The organism is Antarcticibacterium arcticum, from assembly GCF_007993795.1.
Classification (GTDB): Bacteria; Bacteroidota; Bacteroidia; order Flavobacteriales; family Flavobacteriaceae; genus Gillisia; species Gillisia arctica.
Genome location: NZ_CP042476.1, coordinates 2863824 through 2884448, shown reverse-complemented (window position 1 = coordinate 2884448; position 20625 = coordinate 2863824). Strand labels below are relative to the sequence as shown.

Sequence of the window (20625 nt, the reverse complement as noted above, 5' to 3'; positions counted from 1 at the left end):
AATAATCTATTCCATAAAAAAAGCTGCCCTCAAGCAGCTTTTTTATATAATGCAAGACCTTTACCGTAATACCATGCCTTCAAGGAGAACGGTATATTCTTTTTTGGTAGCGTCGTAATTTATTGTGTAAATAGTTGGGTAATAATAACCGGTACGCTGGAAAGCAGCAGGCTGGGTTATAGGATATTGACCACTAACTTTTTCCATAAGAAAATCCCGTGTAATCATGGGTTCATAAAACATGAATTCTCCATCATAGGAACCATAAATAAAAGCATGGGTAAATGTACTGCCCTGAAATTCAGGGGACATCAAATTGATCCAATGTTTACCCATATATAGTTCATAACCATCGGTGGGAATATAAAACGGAGGACGGAATTCTGCGGCAGGTAAAATTTCCGCTTTTGCAGCATCATTGATCAACATCTTTTCTTCCTTTGAGACCATGTAAAAATGAATATCAAAATGAGGGATGTCAAAAACTCCGGGAGGGAAATGCCCTGTAGGCATCCAACCTACATCTATGTGATCAAATGCCAATCCTTTTGCCTGTCTGGGAAGTTCAAGGCTAAGCTCATCCATATGCATGGGCAAATTTTCCAGGGACCGTTCAGAAAATCTAAATCCAATGGAATGGGGTTCACCCTCATGAGTCATGGTTACCATTGCCTGGGCAACTCCTTTGTAAAATGAAATGGCGGGACCCCTGTAAGTGGTTAGCTTCCCCGTCTGGTCCTTAGACCTGGTAAAGGAAAGATCTGCATGCGTAGTGTCATTTTGTAAAACGACTTCAGGTTCACAAGCCAGCATTAAAAAAATAAATAACAGGGGGAATAGGTTAAAGGAGGTTTGGGGCGCTCTGAGGAAATTTTTCTTCTTCATTACGCTGATATTTAATTAGTTACACGTCTAATTTAAGTAAAAATTAGATTTGAAACTGTTAAATGTCCAGCTAAAAATTGTACGGCCAATTTGGAGTTTTTTAAATTGATTATCTTTCCGGGAGATAAGCAATCGCAAGACCCCGCACCTTGTTAGGGAAAACTATTTAATATTATTTAAGAATGGAAATCAATTTTGTGAGAGAACAGTTTCCCGCCCTCAACAGCGGATTTGTATTTATGGATAATGCCGGAGGATCCCAGATCCTGGGTTCTTCGGTCGATTATATTAGCGACTATCTAATTCATTCCAATGTGCAGCTGGGTGCATCTTACAAAGTTTCGGCAATGGCGGGAGATCGCCTCACGAAAGTGACAGAACAGATAGCAGGATTGTTAAATACCCGGGATATTAAAGAGGTGGTAATTGGTCCTTCTTCTACTATGCTCCTGCGAATACTGAGTTTATGTTTAAGTGCCCAATGGAAAGAGGGGGATGAAGTAATTGTTACAAATACTGACCATGAAGCCAATGTTTCCTGCTGGACAGACCTTAAAGATAAAGGGATCAAAATAAAGATTTGGAAGGTAGATCCGGATACCCTGGAACTTAAAATCCATGACCTGGAAAAACTTTTGTCTTCCCGCACAAAATTGGTTGCCTTAACCCATTGTTCCAATGTTTTGGGAACTATTAATCCTATTAAAGAAATTGCCGCTATTGTACATGATGCCGGGGCTCATATTTGTGTAGATGGAGTTGCTTACGCTCCTCACCGAAAAGTTGATGTGCAGGAACTGGATGTTGATTTTTATACTTTCAGCTGGTATAAGGTGTATGGGCCACATTTGGCTGTGATGTACGGAAGGCTTGATCTTCTAACCGAAATGAAAGGTATAAACCATTACTTTTTTACCCCGGGTGATGTGCCTTATAAATTCCAGCCGGGAAATTACAATTTTGAACTAACCTATGGCCTAAGGGCATTTCCCGAATATCTAATCAAATTTTTTGACATGCATTTTCCGCATTTAAATGCGACTGCCCGGGAAAAATACCGAAAAAGTTTTGAACTTATTGCCCAATACGAAGAAGAACTTGCGGCGAAATTGCTTAATTATCTCAACTCTGTGAGTCAAATACGAATTATAGGACATACAGAAGCGGAAGGAGATTTGAGGGTGCCTACCATTTCCTTTGTTCATGAAAAATTAAAAAGCCCCGATATTGTGGCCGAAGTGGACAAGGAAAATATTGGAATTCGATATGGGGATTTTTATGCCAAAAAACTAATACACGATCTGGAACTCGAAAAATATGGAGGCGTGGTAAGGGTTAGCCTTGTGCACTATAACACCATGGAAGAGGTTGACAGGTTAATTGAAGCCTTTCAAAAAATATTTTAAGTCTGTAAACTAAAAAAGGTCTTTGCTGTGAATGATCTTTCCTCCACGTTGGAGGATTGTTTGTTTTGCCTCTTCGTAACCTGCGGGGTCTATTGCCCGGGTGGCATCTTCAATTAGTATAGCATTAAATCCTTCTTCAAGTGCATCTAATATTGAAAAATACACACAATAATCGGCGGCCAGACCTCCAAAATACAGATCTTTTGCTCCTTTATCTCTAAGGTATCCGGCCAGGCCGGTAGATTTTAATTTGGCATTATCGTAGAAGCCGCTATAACTGTCTATTTCAGTATTCATTCCTTTTCTGAAAATTGCCTCAATTCTCGAGATTTCAAGTTGCTTATGAAACCGGGCGCCCCGGGATTTTTGTACACAATGTACCGGCCACAGCACCTGTTCCTGTCCCTGCCAGGTAATAACTTCAAATTCATTTTTCCCGGGATGGTTTGCGGCAAAACTGGAATGCTCTGCAGGATGCCAGTCCTGGGTGGCAATTACCAGATCAAATTCAGGCTGGAGCTTGTTGAGTATTGGTATGATTTCATCTCCGCCGGGAACCGCAAGAGCACCACCGGGAATAAAATCATTCTGAACATCTATAAGCACAAGCGTTTTCATTTACTTTCGGTATTTATTCAACAAATCTTCCCTTTCTTTCTTAAGGTTGGTACTAATCCCTACTTTGTAGATATGCGGATTATAAAAGCGTTTATATTCGGCAGGAAGAGACGCCAGTCTATGTTTTGAATATTCAGCAATTTGGGTAAGGCCACGAGAAGCTTCCATTCGCTTTCCATTTAACATTACGGGTTGCAATAAAGCTTCTAAGGAATACTCACTTACATTCAGTGATTTCAGGCTTTCTTTTGGATCGTGCATGCTGTCAATACGTGTTTCTTCCCTAAGAGTTATAGCATCGGCCCCTATAAGTTCCCCTTTGGAATTGCTCAACCTGTAGACTTGTTTTTTATGCGGAATGGTAATTTTTGAAAGGCTTTCCGAAATTTTTAAACGGGGTTTCCCGCCAGATTCTACAAGTTTGTAGACTCCATCCAACGCCCCGTCTGGGTTTCCTGTTACCAGATTAGTTCCAACTCCAAAGGTATCTATTGGGGCGTTTTGCTCCAGTAAACTTTTTATAACAAATTCATCCAATTGATTTGAAACTGCTATCTTAACATAAGTAAGTCCTGCTTCATTAAGCATTTTCCTGCTTTGTTTCGCGAGATATGCAAGATCGCCACTATCAAGCCTTATCCCGGCCAATTTCTCCCCGGCAATTTCCATTTCCTTTCCAACAATGATGGCATTAGGAATTCCGCTTTTTAGCGTGTCATACGAATCAACAAGGAGCACACAATCCTTTGGCCTTCCTTTGGCAAAAGCCCGGAAAGAGGTTAACTCATCCTCATAACTCTGCACAAAAGAATGTGCCATAGTACCTGCAACAGGAATATTAAAATCCCTGCCCGCAATCACATTGCTTGTGCCGTTAAACCCTCCAATTACGGCTGCTCTGCTGGCATAATAGCCTCCGGGGCCCTGAGCCCGCCTGAGACCAAAGTCCAGTAACCCCCGCTCCCCTGCTACCAGTCTAATCCGGCTGGCTTTTGTAGCAATGAGGGTTTGAAAATTAAGCAGGTTGAGAAGTATGGTTTCTATTAGCTGCGCCTCTATCATGGTAGCTTCTACCTGCAGCACCGGGCGGGTTGGAAATACTACATCCCCTTCTCTTGAAGAATAAATGTTTCCCCTGAATCTAAACTGGCTGAGGTATTCAATAAAATCCCGGGGAAATCCCTGGTTTTTCAAATAATTAAGGTCCTTTTCATTGAACCTTAAATTTTCCAGTACTTCCAGAAGATCCTCAAGACCGGCAAAGATCGCATATCCATTTCCGAATGGTAATTTTCTGAAAAAATAATCAAAGACCGCAGTGGTATCCTTCTGTCCATTTTGAAAGTAGACCTGTGCCATTGCCAGTTGGTACTGGTCTGTATAAGTAGCTGAAAAATCAAGCATTTTATTTATTTGTATGAGAATGTGAACTGCTCAATTCCTGCAAATATTCGGTATAAAGTTTCAAGTCATCTTCCCCGTTTAGAACAAATTTTATCTTTTCAACATATTTTAGGTTCTCCACCTCAGCAGTAATGGTTTGAAAAGCAATTTTTGTAGCCTCCTCAAATGGGTAATTAAAAGCCCCGGTAGATATAGCGGGGAATGCTATTGAAGAAATCTGATTCTCTTCGGCCAATTTCAAGGCATTCTTATAGCAGTTTGCCAGGAATTTCTCCTCCGGCTTATCTTTACCATATACCGGTCCACGACAATGAATTACATGATCATTTGGAAGATTAAACGCACCGGTGATCACCGCCTGTCCCGGGCTAAGGGGCGCAAGGTGTTTGCTGGCCTCATAAAGTTCGGGTCCTGCGGTGCGATGAATCGCAGCTGCTACCCCACCGCCAATTTTAAGTTCAGCGTTGGCAGCATTTACAACTGCATCAACATCGGGCTGGTTCCCAATATCGCCGCGCACGGCTACTAACTGTATATTTTTATAGGTGATCTTCATGTTTGGTGCTTTTAAAGAATTAAATTAATAAATGCAAAACCAGTTTATATAATCGTCAAACTACCCCGATTTAAAGGTAAGGCAAATAAGGGGGATTATAAAAAGGGAAGCTTAAAAAGTGAGGCTTGGTTATAGGTACTCTAAGTGTATTTTTAATCCTATTACAAAAGAAAAGGTTTTTATAACTGGGGCATGCTGTTTTGCCTAATCCATTTGTATTTCGCCCTTTCAGGGCTTGAATAGATGTGAGATTTTTTCATCCCGCTTCACGGGATGTTGACACATTTCGCCCTTTAAGGGCTCCCCTTATCTTTCATTTCAGGCCCTGAGTTCAATAACTTCATAATCGTTTAACACAGGTAAACTTAGCAAAGATCTTCCATTGCGTTTGGATAATTTCAGATCTGATTCTATAACTCTTGCCCTTGCCAAAGAAAATTCACCTGCAAGATCGATATTGATCTCCTGAAATGTTTCCGACTTCTGAAACCCTTCTCGGGTTTTACCTGAACAATTTATCAGATGTAGGAGTGAACGCTGCTGATCTGGCTGATACATGAAAACCATTTCAACTCTGGGGGGAGCATTTGTAATGATCTGACGATCATTCAGAAGCAGGGAGTCCATCATATCAGAAAATGTATCCACATCAGTTAATGGAGCCTCACGTTTATAGTACTCGCTAATATCCCATGGTCCAAAAAAAGAGATTTGTCCCTTCCCTACTTTTCGGATGATATGGACCGGTTTTTCTGCCAATTCTAAATTTGAAGGTATTCCGAACGATGGCGGCCGATCGATAAATAATGCTCGACCTCCTTTTTCAACATATTCCTCAAGACCATCTGTCATAGCGCCTGGGGTAACGATTACGAGATCATAATCCTGTGATGCGTTTATCAGAGAATCCGGATTTTCTGAAACAGCAACAGGAATATGTAATTCTGTCATCAGGGCATATATGCCTTTGTTTGTATGATTCGACCGCGGAGAGGTTTCAGGGCTGCATAGAAGCAGTACCCGCGAGCGATTAAGCTGAAGACCATAAAGATCAGCATTTTCTTTATACCACGCATTCATCCTGGCTGCCTCTTCAAGCTCTACTTGATGTGACGGGCTCAACAACGTCCCTTGAGTGCAAAACGAAATTGGTGAGCCGTGGGCTCCAAACTGATAATAACGCACCTTCATTTCTTCCACTAAATTTGAATCAAATTCAGAAGGATCGCCGGAATAAGAAAACCACTGGTCAATTCCAACTCTCCCGGGATAAGAAACTCGCTGTCGGTTGATTTGCTCACTTGAAGAATAAATCCAATCACCCGCATGAGTTTCCAGATGATGACCGTGACTGGTATCATTCTCGTCTGCATTTATATATAGGGTTCCGGGTCGCTTTTTAAAAATTGCGTTTGCTATAATCCTTGAAGAGTTATCAGCAGCTTCTTCAATAAATTCGATGAAGTCTGCATCGGGTTCATCAGGCAAGGGTCTTCCATATTTCTGCAGAAATCCATGTTCACAACTTTCACAATAACAGATTTTTTCATGGCCCCCAAAGTTCAAAAACCAGTTTATGTAAACTATATCCGGTTCGTAGTTCTCAAGCACCTCAGAAATAATATTTACGGCCTGGATGGGATAAAAATTGGAGTTCAGACAAGGCTTGGCGCGTCCCTCGGCATCAGTCACCGTACTGCCATCTTTATGTCGAATAAACCATTCCGGGTGAGCCGCCAGTGCTTCTTTACTTTGATGTGTGAAATCAAAACGAGCTCCAGTCCTCATATTGTTTTGTCTGGCTAATTTAGCCAAATCTCCATAAAGATCCCCTCCTTCCGGAAGTGCAGGGCAGGCTTCGTTAAAGGAAATATTGGACGGATAGTAGGCTCCTTCATCGACAGCGGTATTCATGATACAGTTAAAATCTGCCTCGACCAACTTGTCAAATACAGCTTCAGGATCTGCCGATGCATGCTGCGGACTTAAATGAGACCAGGCTAAACGTAAAGGTTCTGTATTGATCCAGGTGGGCTTTGAAGCATCTGGAGGAAGAAATATTTTTGCCTTACCACCGGTTCCAAAATAACCCAATGTGCGGGCAGTCATAACTGGCAATAGGGAAGATGTGAGTGCTATTCCACTAATGCTAATAAATTTTCTTCGCTTCATTATATTTATTTTAAATATTTATAAGCTTTACTGTGAAGGTTGTTGAAAATCGGTCATCAGACAGGAATTACCTGAAAACCAACATTGATGCTGAAATTTAAAATAAAAATGATAAATATTGACAGAATAAAAAGAATATGATTGGTATAATCACTCTGAATTATCCCTTCAAGGATAAAATCTATTGCTTTTATTTTCTTACGTAGATTCGTTCAGGTTAAACTACTTTCTCCAACCAAACAAGAAAGCCCGACATAACTGTCAGGCTTTTGCTCCCCCTTATCTTTCATTACAGGCCCGAACCAACCCCGATAGCTATCGGGGCTCTGATTAACAATTCCAGTACTCCAAAAGATTCTTTCCTTAAAAACTATAAAACAAGAAAGCCCGACATCTCTGTCAGGCTTTTTGCTCCCCCTCTTGGGCTCGAACCAAGGACCCTCTGATTAACAGTCAGATGCTCTAACCAGCTGAGCTAAGGAGGAAGGTGTTTTCCTTTTGCGGTTGCAAATATAAATCAATTTTTAAATGTCATCAAAACAAAAACCGGAATTTTTTTGCTAAAATTTCGGTTTGAAATTCAGCTTAAAAATTCCCTCACGCTATTAGTCAAATAACCAACGATATATATCATTTCCATTGGCAAATAATACCAGGGCAATTAATATAAAGAATCCTACCATTTGGGCATATTCCATAAATTTTTCATTGGGTTTTCTTCCGGTGACCATCTCATACATTAAAAATACCACGTGCCCCCCATCCAGTGCCGGAATAGGAAGGATGTTCATAAATGCCAGAATTATGGAAATAAATGCAGTTGCCATCCAGAATCCCTGCCAGTTCCATGCATCGGGAAAAATGCTCCCAATTGCTCCGAATCCTCCAACCTGCGTAGCACCTTTAGCAGTAAAAACATATTTGAACTGTGCTACATAATCATGTAACGTCCAGTACCCAAACTTAAATCCTTCAGTAATGCTCTCTCCAAAACCATATTCCCTCTTTTGCACATTGAATTCCCGGCGGGAAGTTACTCCCAGGAGTCCGTCCTCATCTGGAGTAATCATGGTGCTCATTATTTCATCGTCTCTTTTAAACACCAGTTCCACTTCTTTACTTTTACTGGCCTGTGCCAAAGGGGCGAGTTCATGCCAATACCCAATTTCCTGGTTGTTTAAAGAAATAATACTGTCTCCTTTTTGCAAACCTGCCAGGCCAGCGGCCCTGTCGGCTACTACACTGTCCAACACCGCATTCTGAATAGGTACAAAAGGCATCATCACACCTTCTTCAAACATTTTGGAACCAATATCTTCAGGAATATTGATTGTTTCGGTTTCTCCATTTTGCCTAAGCACAGAAATAGACCTTACATCTCTCATGAAAAGATGGCGGTTGATATCAGGACCGTTTTCAAAAGCTTCTCCGTTCACTTCCAGGATCCTGTCCCCATCCCGGAAACCAAATTCCTTGAATTCTTCTGCAACAGCGAAACCGCGAGGCATATCTTCGGGGGTTACAAAGGCGCTTCCCCAGGTAAACAGGACCATCATATAAATAACAAAACCTAAAACAAGATTTACGGTCACTCCACCAAGCATTATAATTAGCCGTTGCCAGGCCGGTTTACTTCTAAATTCCCATGGTTGAGGAGGTTTGGCCATTTGTTCCCGGTCCATGCTCTCATCTATCATTCCCGAAATTTTCACATAACCCCCAAGTGGAAGCCAACCAATACCATATTCAGTCTCCCCAATCTTTTTCTTGAAAAGGGCAAACTTAACATCGAAGAAAAGGAAAAACTTTTCTACCCTGGTCTTAAATAACTTTGCTGGTATAAAATGCCCCAATTCGTGTAAGACTATTAAAAGGGACAAGCTGAGTAATAATTGTATTGCTTTTATTAAAAATGGATCCATTCTCTAAACTTCAAATTTTAAATCGCACAAAAGTAACCTTTTAAAAACTACTGGAAAAGGATAAATAATGCAGTCACAATCTAAACCCGAATTTTCAGCTAAAGGTGATATCTAATTCATTATTAGACCGTAATTTTGCATAAAAATTACATGCTTCAGTTTTTTGCAAAATATAAAACCCTCGCAATTGTTCTTGCTGTTCTTTCAGTAATTATAATCATAGTTATATATTCCATTTTAAAACCCACTCCAAAACTCCCGGTTTACCAGCCCGATATGGTGAATGCCGAATTGGTGGATACCACTGTTCAATATGTAAGAAAGTACCACAAGATTGCAGACTTCAACCTTGTAAATCAAAACGGGGAAACCATAACCCAGGATTTTTATAAGGATAAGATCTATGTTGCCGATTTCTTTTTTACCACCTGCCTTACAATTTGCCCTATAATGACAGATAATATGCTTCATATACAGGAAAAGATTAAAAATGATCCTGAGGTTTTTTTACTATCCCACACAGTTTTTCCAGTGGCAGACAGTGTTCCCGTTCTTAAAAAATACGCCACTGAAAAAGGGGTGATAGATGCCAAATGGAATCTTGTAACCGGAGATAAAAAACATATTTATGATCTGGCCAGAAAGTCATATCTGGCATCCAAGACCGATGGGGACGGTGGCCCATATGATATAATACACACAGAGAATTTTGTGCTGGTGGATAAATCCCGGAGAATAAGAGGATTTTATGATGGTACCGATTCTCAAGCCATTGAAAAGCTGATGGACGATATTAAGATCCTGAAAGCAGAGTACAACCAATAATCTTTGGTACTTAAGTTTTCCCACGCCATAATTTTAAACTATTTTTGCCTTGTTTAAAATGAATCTAAATAAAAAATGAAGCTTACTATTGCTCATTTACAAAGGGGCCAGAAAGGAATTATTAAAAATTTTCCTGTAAACAGTGTTCCTTTAAAATTACTGGAAATGGGCTGCCTTCCCGGAAATGAAGTCGAAATGGTACAAATCGCACCCTTTCGCGATCCCATTTACCTGAACATTAATGGTTGCCATCTTGCCATACGCAAGGAAACGGCGCTTCTAATTGAAATAGAGCTGGTATAATGGGAAAGCAAATAAATGTAGCATTAATGGGAAATCCTAATACCGGAAAAACCTCCGTATTTAATCAGCTTACCGGGCTTAATCAACAGGTAGGAAATTATCCCGGTATTACAGTAGAAAAAAAGGAAGGGATCTGCAAATTACCCCGGGGTCTTAAAGCCCATATTCTGGATCTTCCCGGAACTTATAGCCTTAATGCTTCTTCCATTGATGAAAATGTTGTTATTGAATTGCTGCTGAACAAAAATGACAAAGATTTCCCCGATGTAGCCATTGTTGTAACCGACGTAGAAAACCTGAAGCGTAACCTGTTGCTTTTTACGCAAATAAAAGATCTTGAGATCCCTACGATCCTGGTGATCAACATGGCGGACAGGATGAAGCGCAAAGGAATTGAAATCGATATTGAACACCTGGAGGAAAAACTTAAAACAAGGATCGCATTGGTTAGTTCCCGTAAAAATACCGGGATCGAAGAATTAAAAGAGCTTATTACCAATTACCGGCAAATCTCTACAGAGCCCTGTATAAATGCATCGGTAATGGATCCAGATTATTTTGGGCGGCTGCGAAAGGCTTTTCCCAATCAATCCCTATACAAATTGTGGCTTGTGATCACACAGGATGTGAATTTTGGGAATGTGAACAGGCAGGCATTAACTACCAATCCCGGTTTCCAGACCAAGGGTGAAAATGACCTTAAACGGCTTCAGCAAAAAGAAACTATTTTAAGATACCAGTTTATTAACGGGGTTTTAAAAGCGGGAATGAAAGTAGATATTAGTACTGCTACAGATATAAGGTTGCGTCTTGACAGGATCCTTACGCACAGGGTTTGGGGCTATCTTATATTTTTTGCCATCATGCTTCTTATATTTCAGGCGATCTATAACTGGTCTACCTATCCCATGGATTTTATTGATGTCACTTTTGCATCCTTCAGCGAATGGACAAAGAACACCTTACCTCCTGGCCCTTTTACAAGTTTGGTGGCAGAGGGTATCATCCCGGGGCTTAGCGGGATCATAATTTTTATTCCGCAGATCGCATTTTTATTCCTCTTTATTTCTATTCTCGAAGAAAGCGGTTATATGAGCAGGGTCGTGTTTTTAATGGACAGGATCATGCGGCGTTTTGGACTTAGCGGAAAAAGTATTGTACCACTGGTTTCGGGAACTGCCTGTGCGATCCCGGCTGTAATGGCCACCCGTAATATAGAGAATTGGAAAGAACGGCTTATTACAATCCTTGTAATCCCCTTCACCACCTGCTCTGCCAGGCTACCGGTATATCTTATAATCATTGCCCTGGTAATCCCCAATGAGACATATTTTGGATTAAACCTCCAGGGACTTACCCTCATGCTTTTATATTTACTGGGCTTTGGAATTGCCATTTTTTCGGCCTGGTTGCTCAATCAGGTCCTTAAAATAAGGTCCAAGAGTTACTTTGTTATAGAAATGCCCAATTACAAACTGCCCCTGCTAAAAAATGTGGGTATCAATGTAATTGAAAAAACAAAATCCTTTGTGCTTGGAGCAGGTAAGATAATAATGGCTATCTCAATTATACTTTGGGTACTTGCGAGCTATGGTCCCGGTGAAGAATTCAGCAATGCCGAAGAAATTGTTGTGAGCCAGAATGAGAATATTGATATTTCAGAAAATGACCTTGAGGAAGAGATCGCAGCCCATAAATTGAAGTATTCCTATATTGGTATTGTAGGGCGCGCTATTGAACCTGCTGTAACCCCATTGGGTTATGACTGGAAGATTGGAATTGCTATTGTAAGCTCTTTTGCCGCAAGGGAAGTTTTTGTGGGAACGCTGGCCACCATTTATAGTGTGGGAAGCGATGAAGAAGAAACCATCAAAAACCGGATGGCGGGAGAGATCAATCCTGTTCTTGGCGGGCCGCTGTTCACTTTTGCAAGTGGCATTAGCCTTTTATTATTCTATGCATTTGCCATGCAGTGTATGAGTACGCTTGCAGTGGTTAAAAAAGAAACCAACACATGGAAATGGCCTGTTTTACAATTGATCATTATGAGTACTTTTGCTTATGTTGTTGCCTTGATCGCGTTCCAGGTATTAAGATAATGTAAGAGAAGCTACAAAAAACCGACTTATAAAATTATGATACTACTTCAGGAAATATTGGTGTTTATCATCTTCGCAGTTGCGGTAGGTTATATGGTGACAAAATTTATATGGAAACCCGCCTTTCTCAAAGGAAAAAAAGGCAATGAAAAAAGTTGCGGGATGTCCGGTTGCGGCTGTGATTAAAAAACGCTTTCCCAGATGAAAAGCATCACAAATCAAACATTTATCAGGTTATAATTTTTCGCTAAGCATTAATTGCAGCGTATATTCCGGTTTTGTGTTTTTATTCCTGGTACTTGGATAAGGCAACAAATCGATCCCGGAGATACTTAATAAAATATTTTCTGCGGAAGAAATTAAAGGAATATTAACGCTTGTGGTCGATACAATTACATTCTCCCTGAATTTTCCGTTCTCATAGATAGCCAGAAGGATCCTCGCTTCCCCCGCCCATACACAGGTAACTTCAGCAGGACAGCGTGAATCTGATATTACTTCTTTGAAAGCTATCGATCTTGTCCCTATATTGAAGAGTTCCCCCGGAAGAAGAACAGAACTGTGCATTTTTATATCAGGAGTTTCCTGGGCAATGAGAAGGGAAGAAAAAAACAGCATCACAACAAAAGCAGGAAATTTCATAGAAAGGTTTTCTTTAAAGACGGTAATATTTGCCCCTTGTTGCAAATATTAACCCAAACCTACATCCAGCGTCATCATAATTATAAATCCGCCAATGAATCCCATGGTGGCAATATCTGTAAAACGCTCCTGTTGGGATTCCGGTATCACCTCTTCTACCACCACAAAAATCATTGCCCCCGCTGCAAAGGACAATGCATAAGGCAAAATTGGCTCAAAAGTCAATACTGCCCAGGCTCCAAGAACTGCCGCTACAGGTTCTACTGCTGCAGAGAGCTGCCCGAAATTAAAACTTTTCCATTTGCTAAGGCCCTGCCTGCGTAAAGGCATAGCTACAGCAAAACCTTCAGGAAAGTTCTGCAGACCAATTCCTATAGCCAGTGCCACTGCACCTCCTATACTCGCCCCATCAATTCCCGCTGCCGCAGCACCAAAGAGCACACCCACCGCCAAACCTTCAGGAATGTTATGTAAGGTTATCGCCAGGGTAAGTAACGTAGATTTATGCCAGGGAGTTTTGATCCCTTCCTGTTCACTCATTTTGAAATTCACATGTAAATGAGGCAGGATCTTATCCAAACCAAATAAAAAAAGCGCTCCCAAAGCAAAACCTGTCACTGCCGGGATCACTTTTATAAAACCTTCTCCCGGGCTCATTTCAATTCCCGGGGCAAGCAGACTCCAAAAACTAGCGGCTACCATAACCCCGCCGGTAAATCCTAACATACCGTCAAAAAATGCCCTGTTCATTGTCTTAAATAAAAACACCAGGGAGGCACCTAATGCTGTAAGTCCCCATGTGAAAAGTGTTGCCAGCAATGCAGCCAGTATAGGATCAATACTTTGAAAGTAGTCAATAATGTTTTGCATTTTCAGGAAATTTTAATGTAAAGGTTTTCGGAGATCAGGCTGGAAATTCGCAGTTCATTGCCCTGGAGGTCTATCAGCATTGATTTATCAAAATCCTCCTTTTCAAGAACCTTTATCTCTTTCCCCAGGGAAATATGGTTCTTGTCCAGAAATTGAAGAAAAGCCGCCGATGAATCTTTAACCCCTACACAAATACCCGAATCACCAATAATAAGATCGGCAAGGAGGGTTTTATTGGAAGCTATAAAATTTCCGGCCGCATCTGGTATTGGGTCGCCATGCGGGTCTCGTTTTGGAAAGCCAAGGAATTTATCAAGCTCATTAATTAGTTTCTCAGATCGAATATGTTCCAGTTGTTCCGCCACATCATGAACTTCATCCCAGTTAAAATTTAATTTTTCAACCAAAAACACTTCCCAAAGGCGGTGTTTCCTAATTATCTCAATGGCAGTATCCCGGCCCAATTTGCTTAGCTTAACCCCCTGGTATTTTTTATAGATTACCAGTTTTTTTTCTGAAAGCTTTTTAACCATATCGGTTACAGATGATGCTTTGGTCTCCATTTCTTCTGCAAGGGCATTCGTGCTCACCCCTTCTTTATAAGTGTGCTCAAGGTGAAAAATAGCCTTCAAATAATTTTCTTCGGAAAGACTGAACATAATTTATTTTTTAATACGTCAAAACTACAATTTAAAAATGACAAATCCTTTTTTTAGACAAGTCTAAATTTATTTTATACCTTTGTAAAAAATGTAAGATGAGATTTTTAATTATTTTTCTTTTAATAGGATTGAAAGGATTTACACAAACTGCCGGCATCCAGGGTAAAATAACATCGGGGAAGGATCCTGTTTCCTTCGCGAGTATTAGCATTGCCGCTACACAATTGGGAACATTTTCCAATGAAAACGGGAGTTTTCATCTCACCAACATTCCGGAAGGGAAGCATCTCCTTCGAATAAGTGCTATTGGATTTGAAACCGTAACACGGGAAATAACTTTAAAGGACAAACAACTTTTGGATCTTGATATTAAAATGGAAGAAGCCTCTAATATTCTGGAGGAGGTTCTTATTGTAGATTCTCAAACGGGGCTTTCCCGGCGAACCCCCTATAATATATCTTCCATCCAGATAAGCGGAATTGAGAATAAGGGAAATCCCAATGGTATGATGGGGGTCTTAAGAGAAGTACCCGGGGTATATGGGGCCGAGTTTGGCCACGGCATAGTCAAACCATTTATTCGGGGGCTGGGATTCTCCCGTATAGTCACCATATACCAGGGAAATAAACTGGAAAATCATCAATGGGGGGCAGATCATGGCCTTGGAATTAATGACCTGGGAATAAGACAGGTAGATGTAATTAAAGGGCCGGCATCTGTTTTATATGGATCTGGCGCGTTGGGCGGGGTTCTAGTTGCTATTGATGAGGATAAATATTTGCACGATACAGGGTTTTCAGGAAATGCGGGAACCACCTTTAACAGCATTTCAAACGGTATTCGCACCTATGCTTCGGCAGCGGTGAACACAAAAAAGAATGTCTTTTTCGCAACAGATCTATCTTATGAGAATCATGCCGACTATAAAAACGGTGAGGGCCGGTTAATAGGGAATAGTAGATTTAACACCCATACCCTTCGGCTCCATACAGGATTGAACAGGGAAAAATTTCAGAATAAATTATCCTTCACCTACAACCTGCAAAATCTGGGGATTATTTCAGATGAAGAAATGGATGACGACTTATCGCTGGTAACCACGCGTAATGACCGGAAAATGCAACTGCCTTTTCAACAGGTTGAGGACCGGTTGATATCTTACAACCAAACTACTACTTCCTCAAAATTTGACACTTTTCTTCACCTTTCTCATCACTTTAATAAACGTAAGGAAATTGAAACAAATTTGAATGAAACAGATCTGGGATTAAAACAATATCACACTTTTTATAATGGGAGAATTAGCTTTGAAAATGGAAAATTTAACCATAGCCTGGGAATCCAGGGGAGTTTTCTCAAGAATAAAAATATAGCCCAGGCTCAAAAATTCTTAATCCCGGATGCCGATGTTCTCGAGAATGGATTATACTATCTAAGCAGTCTGGACCTGGATAAATGGTTTTTACAGGGAGCGGTGCGGTATGATTACAGGCTGGTAAGTGTTTATGCCCGGTCTCCGGAACTTATAGAATATGGCTTTATTTTACCCGGGGATCCCGAAAGCAGAAAACTAACCAGGGATTTTGCAGGTTTTACCGGTTCTATGGGAGTAACGAGAAAATTTAATGAGCAGCATACTGCAAAATTCAATGTTTCAACCGGCTTTCGTGCACCAGATCTTGCTGAGTTGTTTTCCAATGGTCCCCACCCCGGCACCAGCAGGTTTGAAAAAGGAAATGATCAATTTGGCCGGGAGCAAAGCCTGCAGGCAGATCTTAATTATAATTACAGAGGTAAAAGATTTCAGGGAGATATCTCGGCATTTGGAAGCCTGGTGAACAATTATATATTCTTTACTGCCACCAACCAGATAAGGGAAGAAGATGGTCTTGAAATATGGACTTACAGCCAGACCAATGCGCTGCTGTATGGGGCAGAATTCTTCCTCAAATACAATTTTCTTAAGGGAAACAGGATGCAAACCAGTTTTTCCGGAGCTATTGTAAGAGCAAAGGACCAGCAAACGCAAGAGAACCTCACATTTATCCCACCAGATAATTACAATATTGAAATGGGATATTATGCTTTAAACGATAAAAGCCTCTATATTTTCAGCAAGATAAGGGCAATAAATGACCAGAACAGGACTGGTTTTGAAGAAGATCCCACTCCCGGGTATACCTTATTAAATCTTGGCGTGAGTAAAGAATTTAAATGGGAAGAGAATTCACTTACCGCCGGGATCACGGTTTACAATTCCCTGAATAAAAATTATGTAGATCACCTATCTATACTCAGGCCCTTCAACATAAGTAGCCCAGGAAGGAATCTAATGCTAAACTTAAAATATAATTTTTAGATTAGTTACCCCGCTCCTTTTGTATATGCTCATAAGCCTCCTGCACCTTCCTGAATTTTTCTTCGGCTCCTTTGCGGTAGGCTTCGTCCATATGCTGAAGTTTATCGGGGTGATATTTCTTAGCCATTTCTCTGAAGGCTTTTTTAACCTCTGCATCTGTGGCCGATTTTTCTATTTCCAGGATCTTGTAGGCATTGTCTGCAGATTTAAAGAACATCGCTTTAATACTCTCAAAATCGCGTTTCATCAGGTTTAGATAACCTGCGATCTCGTATAGCATATTAAGTTCAGCATTAGACACGTGCCCATCTGCATTTGCAATGCTGAACAAAAAGTGAAGAATTTGAAGCCTCACCTCATAACGCGTGCGTTGCTGCAGGTATAAGCCAATACGGCTTGCAGAGATCTCACGGTTCTTAATAACATCATTAAACGTGCGGAAGGTGGCATTTGCCCGCTCCTTTCCATAAGCCTGTACAAAATAAGCCCGCACATAATCCAGTTCTGTCTGGGAGACTTTCCCGTCAGATTTTATTACCAGCGAGGCCAGGGAGAGGAGATTAAGTTCAAAATCCCCGGGCGAGACCGTAGATCTGCTGCTGGAGGCAGGTCCAAAACTACTTGCGCCCCTGCTGTAATTATCTATGAGAGTACCAAGGATAAAACCCAGAATAGCCCCGGGAAATCTAAAAAACATATAGCCAACAATGGCGAGGATCCATTTAAACATTTAAGGTATTCAAATTTTAGCTGCAAAGATAGTATTTTGAAGAAACTTAGGGAGATCAATTAAAACAAACAAATGACAACGTTTTAAGTTACCTAACTGGAGGGTAAATGTTAATAAAAACTTAAGATAAAAGACGTGCAGGTACATGTATTTTAACCCCTTCTTAACCCCCTTTTTAAACCCAGATGCTTATTTTTAAGCAAAACCCTAATTATGAAAGTTCTTAGACAGCCTTTAATTTTAATGACAATTGTATTTGCATCTTTATTTACCTACAATGGATATTCCCAAAATATGTTACTAAAAGAACCAAGCAATGAAGTAAGGGAACTTGCTGATGTAAGATCCAAGATGTGGGCAAAGGAATTAGCACTATCACCTAAACAACAGGATTTGGTAGAAAAAAGTATCATTAAATATACAATGAGAAGACTAGAAGTTCAAAATGCCGCAATTCCAATTGAAGAAAAAACAGCAGATTTACTGGATTTGGAACGCCTGGAAAGAGGAGAAATGAGAGATATACTCACTAAACCTCAATTTGAAAGGTTTGTTTTCCTTGAGGAAAACAATGATGAGAAACAATGAACGGCAGCGAACGGAAAGGATTAAAACATAGGCATAACCATAGGCTAAAGTTATTTCCCAATAAACTAAAGAGATAAGCAGGACTAAGGAATTTACCTATCTTTGCAACATAGAAATTTTTATAAAAAACTCAATATATGTATCCAGCAGAATTAGTTAAACCAATGAGAGAAGACCTTACAAAAGAAGGTTTTCAGGAATTACACACTGTAGAGGAAGTTAATGCCGCAATGGAAAAAAAGGGAACTACCCTTGTTGTAGTAAATTCGGTATGTGGTTGTGCAGCTGCCAATGCCCGCCCGGGAGCAAGAATGTCTTTGAAAAACGATAAAACTCCCGATAATCTTGTAACAGTTTTCGCCGGTGTAGACCGTGAAGCGACAGACAGGGCCCGTGGTTTCATGGTTCCCTTTCCTCCTTCTTCCCCGTCTATGGCTTTGTTCAAAGATGGAGAACTTGTACATATGCTGGAGCGTCACCACATTGAAGGTCGCCCTGCAGAAATGATCGCTGAAAATCTTATGAATGCTTATAACGATTTTTGCTAACAAACTAATCCCGGCTCTACTATTACTTTAGGCCAAACTATAATAAAGCTGAAAGCCGGTCCTGTCGACCGGCTTTTCTGTTTTCAGGATCTCACCAATTTTAGTATCTTTCCCTTCAATCTAAACTAACCTACCATGAAAATCCTTCTGAGTTTCTTCCTGTTTGTTGGAGTTTTTGCAAGCTGTGAGCAACTTGCCAATGAAGCGGAAGTCACCAGTGTTCAGCTGGAACAGGAACTTGATCAAATTAAAAATTTTATAGCTAAAACTAATTGCAGCGGCTCAACAGATTGCCGGTTCATCGCTTTTGGCAGTAAAGCCTGTGGTGGCCCCCAGGGTTACCTTTTATACTCTTCGGGAATAGACGAAGAGGCCCTTAAAAAAATGGTAGCCCAATATACGGCTGCAGAAGATAAATATAACAAGGCCAATGGTATCATAAGTGATTGCAGTCTCCCAACTCCACCTTCTAAAATGGGATGTGAAGATGGCAAATGTATCCAAACAGAGTAAGCACACTTTAATTATTTTTGGGAGAAAAATGTATTTTTGCAATAGTTAAAAACCAACATGAAAAAAATACTAGCCTATCCCCTCTCTGTTATATCCTATTTTTTCTTCTTTTTAACGCTTGTGGTTTTTCATGGGATCCAGTGGGTTGCTTTAAAGGTTGGAGGCTACCAGGCTCATAAAAAATCTGTAGATATTTTCAATTTCTTCCTCATGCGCTGCCTCAACATCCTGGGGACTAGGTTTACCGTAGATAACCCGTATAACATCCCAACAGACCAATCCTGCATTTTTGTGGCAAATCACCAGGGAATTTATGATATCCCACCCATAATCTGGTATATGCGAAAGCATCATCCTAAGTTTGTTAGCAAGAAAGAGCTGGGGAAGGGAGTTCCGGGGATCTCTTTTAATTTAAGACATGGAGGTTCGGCTTTAATAGACAGAAAAAACCCAAAACAGGCGGTAGAAGAAATACTGCGTTTTTCAAAATATCTGAATGCTACCAACCGCTCGGCTGTTATTTTTCCTGAAGGAACCAGAAGCCGCACAGGGAAGCCCAAGGAATTTGCCAAAACAGGGATGCAGATCCTTTTCAAGAAAATGCCCACTGCTTTAATAGTTCCCATTACAATCAACAACTCCTGGAAACTCTTTGAATATGGCCAGTTCCCACTTGGAATTGGAGTGCATATCAAACTCAAGGTGCACGAGCCTATTCCCGCCAATTCAAATGATCCTGAAAGTCTTATTGCTCTTGTTGAAAGAACTATAACGGCAGATATTTTATAATTTTTAACCCTTTAGCGCAAGCTTTTTTTAAAATGAACAAAATCCAAATTATACAGGATACTAAATTATTTGTAAAAACCACTTTAAATGGAGCTGAAGGAGGTCATGATTGGTTTCATATAGAGCGGGTATATAAAAATGCGCTTTTAATTGCACAACATGAAGTTTGTGATATTTTCACTGTTGAACTGGGAGCCTTATTGCACGACATTGCCGATTATAAGTTTCATAACGGTGATGAAAGTGTTGGCCCAAAACTGGCTGGCGATTTTTTGAGGTCTCGCGGGGTGCATGAAGATATAATAACCCACGTAGAAAACATTATAAAAAATGTATCCTTTAAGGGTGGAAATACCAACCAACATTTTAATTCCATAGAACTGGAAATAATACAGGACGCAGACCGTTTAGATGCCCTTGGAGCCATTGGAATAGCAAGAACGTTCAATTATGGAGGTTTTAAGGGAAGAGCCCTCTACGACCCCGAAATTGCCCCAAATCTCAATATGACGAAGGAAGAATATAAATCTTCTACAGCCCCCACCATAAATCATTTCTACGAAAAATTATTGTTGCTGAAGGATCTTATGAATACCCCAACAGCCAGGAACCTGGCAGAACAAAGACATCGCTTTATGGAGGACTTTTTAAAACAGTTCTATGCGGAATGGAATGGAGAATTATAAAACAACCCTCTCATCCTGTTCTGTTGAAGAGAAAGAGAGGGTTGATT

21 protein-coding genes and 1 tRNA gene are annotated in these 20625 nt (G+C 40.5%); 11 read left to right on the top strand and 11 right to left on the bottom strand.

Features of this window, described 5'->3' with window-relative positions; translation table 11 throughout:
- Positions 1–60: 60 nt before the first annotated feature.
- On the bottom strand, positions 61–885 hold the full coding sequence (locus tag FK178_RS13080) for a DUF5602 domain-containing protein (RefSeq protein ID WP_146836043.1): 825 nt from the start codon (positions 883–885) through the stop codon (positions 61–63).
- A gap of 182 nt (positions 886–1067) precedes the next feature.
- Between FK178_RS13080 and FK178_RS13075 the strand changes: the two genes are divergently transcribed.
- A complete protein-coding gene (locus FK178_RS13075; protein WP_146836040.1) occupies positions 1068–2291 on the top strand; it encodes a cysteine desulfurase-like protein in 1224 nt (407 codons plus the stop codon).
- Between the two features lie 9 nt (positions 2292–2300).
- On the opposite strand, the gene pncA is transcribed toward FK178_RS13075, so the two are convergent.
- The 6 genes from pncA to rseP all read right to left on the bottom strand — a co-directional run bounded on the left by pncA (position 2301) and on the right by rseP (position 8963).
- Positions 2301–2909 carry a bifunctional nicotinamidase/pyrazinamidase gene (gene pncA / locus FK178_RS13070; protein WP_146836037.1) on the bottom strand — a complete coding sequence of 203 codons (609 nt, stop codon included), beginning with the start codon at positions 2907–2909 and terminating at the stop codon, positions 2301–2303.
- The gene (locus FK178_RS13065; RefSeq protein WP_146836034.1) at positions 2910–4313 is read right to left on the bottom strand and encodes a nicotinate phosphoribosyltransferase; all 1404 of its coding nucleotides are present in this window, start codon (positions 4311–4313) and stop codon (positions 2910–2912) included. It lies immediately after the preceding gene.
- A gap of 1 nt (position 4314) precedes the next feature.
- Positions 4315–4869, bottom strand: coding sequence for a macro domain-containing protein (locus tag FK178_RS13060; RefSeq protein WP_146836030.1), 555 nt, complete (start codon positions 4867–4869; stop codon positions 4315–4317).
- A 318-nt stretch (positions 4870–5187) separates the two neighbouring features.
- Positions 5188–7041, bottom strand: coding sequence for a beta-galactosidase (locus FK178_RS13055; protein ID WP_146836027.1), 1854 nt, complete (start codon positions 7039–7041; stop codon positions 5188–5190).
- A 411-nt stretch (positions 7042–7452) separates the two neighbouring features.
- Positions 7453–7526: transfer RNA gene (locus tag FK178_RS13050), tRNA-Asn, on the bottom strand.
- Positions 7527–7646: 120 nt separating this feature from the next.
- Complete coding sequence (gene rseP, locus FK178_RS13045; protein WP_146836024.1) at positions 7647–8963, bottom strand: RIP metalloprotease RseP; 1317 nt, start codon at positions 8961–8963, stop codon at positions 7647–7649.
- A gap of 150 nt (positions 8964–9113) precedes the next feature.
- Between rseP and FK178_RS13040 the strand changes: the two genes are divergently transcribed.
- From FK178_RS13040 to FK178_RS15785, 4 genes are all read left to right on the top strand, one after another.
- Positions 9114–9788, top strand: a complete 675-nt coding sequence (locus FK178_RS13040; RefSeq protein WP_146836021.1) for an SCO family protein — start codon at positions 9114–9116, stop codon at positions 9786–9788.
- A 75-nt stretch (positions 9789–9863) separates the two neighbouring features.
- Positions 9864–10091, top strand: coding sequence for a FeoA family protein (locus FK178_RS13035; RefSeq protein WP_146836018.1), 228 nt, complete (start codon positions 9864–9866; stop codon positions 10089–10091).
- A complete protein-coding gene (feoB, locus tag FK178_RS13030) occupies positions 10091–12190 on the top strand; it encodes a ferrous iron transport protein B (RefSeq protein WP_146836015.1) in 2100 nt (699 codons plus the stop codon). Before FK178_RS13035 ends, feoB begins: the two co-directional genes overlap by 1 nt.
- 36 nt (positions 12191–12226) lie before the next feature.
- A complete protein-coding gene (locus tag FK178_RS15785; RefSeq protein ID WP_146836012.1) occupies positions 12227–12376 on the top strand; it encodes a FeoB-associated Cys-rich membrane protein in 150 nt (49 codons plus the stop codon).
- A gap of 48 nt (positions 12377–12424) precedes the next feature.
- Here the strand turns inward: FK178_RS15785 and FK178_RS13020 are convergent, their stop codons facing one another.
- From FK178_RS13020 to FK178_RS13010, 3 genes are read right to left on the bottom strand one after another with little or no spacing between them, the layout of a single operon-like run.
- Complete coding sequence (locus FK178_RS13020) at positions 12425–12832, bottom strand: hypothetical protein (RefSeq protein ID WP_146836009.1); 408 nt, start codon at positions 12830–12832, stop codon at positions 12425–12427.
- A 48-nt stretch (positions 12833–12880) separates the two neighbouring features.
- Complete coding sequence (locus FK178_RS13015) at positions 12881–13702, bottom strand: ZIP family metal transporter (protein ID WP_146836006.1); 822 nt, start codon at positions 13700–13702, stop codon at positions 12881–12883.
- A gap of 2 nt (positions 13703–13704) precedes the next feature.
- On the bottom strand, positions 13705–14361 hold the full coding sequence (locus FK178_RS13010) for a metal-dependent transcriptional regulator (RefSeq protein ID WP_146836002.1): 657 nt from the start codon (positions 14359–14361) through the stop codon (positions 13705–13707).
- Between the two features lie 98 nt (positions 14362–14459).
- Here FK178_RS13010 and FK178_RS13005 point away from each other — a divergent pair, with 98 nt between their 5' ends.
- Positions 14460–16724 carry a TonB-dependent receptor gene (locus FK178_RS13005; RefSeq protein ID WP_146835999.1) on the top strand — a complete coding sequence of 755 codons (2265 nt, stop codon included), beginning with the start codon at positions 14460–14462 and terminating at the stop codon, positions 16722–16724.
- Position 16725: 1 nt separating this feature from the next.
- Here the strand turns inward: FK178_RS13005 and FK178_RS13000 are convergent, their stop codons facing one another.
- Positions 16726–17454, bottom strand: a complete 729-nt coding sequence (locus tag FK178_RS13000; protein ID WP_146835996.1) for a TerB family tellurite resistance protein — start codon at positions 17452–17454, stop codon at positions 16726–16728.
- Positions 17455–17667: 213 nt separating this feature from the next.
- On the opposite strand from FK178_RS13000, the gene FK178_RS12995 reads away from it, so the two are divergent.
- The 5 genes from FK178_RS12995 (at position 17668) to FK178_RS12975 (ending at position 20578) form a co-directional block, all read left to right on the top strand.
- On the top strand, positions 17668–18042 hold the full coding sequence (locus tag FK178_RS12995; protein ID WP_146835993.1) for a hypothetical protein: 375 nt from the start codon (positions 17668–17670) through the stop codon (positions 18040–18042).
- Between the two features lie 137 nt (positions 18043–18179).
- On the top strand, positions 18180–18590 hold the full coding sequence (locus tag FK178_RS12990; protein WP_146835991.1) for a BrxA/BrxB family bacilliredoxin: 411 nt from the start codon (positions 18180–18182) through the stop codon (positions 18588–18590).
- Positions 18591–18725: 135 nt separating this feature from the next.
- Complete coding sequence (locus FK178_RS12985; RefSeq protein WP_146835988.1) at positions 18726–19103, top strand: hypothetical protein; 378 nt, start codon at positions 18726–18728, stop codon at positions 19101–19103.
- A gap of 57 nt (positions 19104–19160) precedes the next feature.
- Complete coding sequence (locus tag FK178_RS12980) at positions 19161–19892, top strand: lysophospholipid acyltransferase family protein (RefSeq protein ID WP_146835985.1); 732 nt, start codon at positions 19161–19163, stop codon at positions 19890–19892.
- Between the two features lie 32 nt (positions 19893–19924).
- Positions 19925–20578 (top strand): HD domain-containing protein, encoded by a 654-nt coding sequence (locus FK178_RS12975; protein WP_146835982.1) that lies wholly within the window; start codon positions 19925–19927, stop codon positions 20576–20578.
- Positions 20579–20625 lie beyond the last annotated feature (47 nt).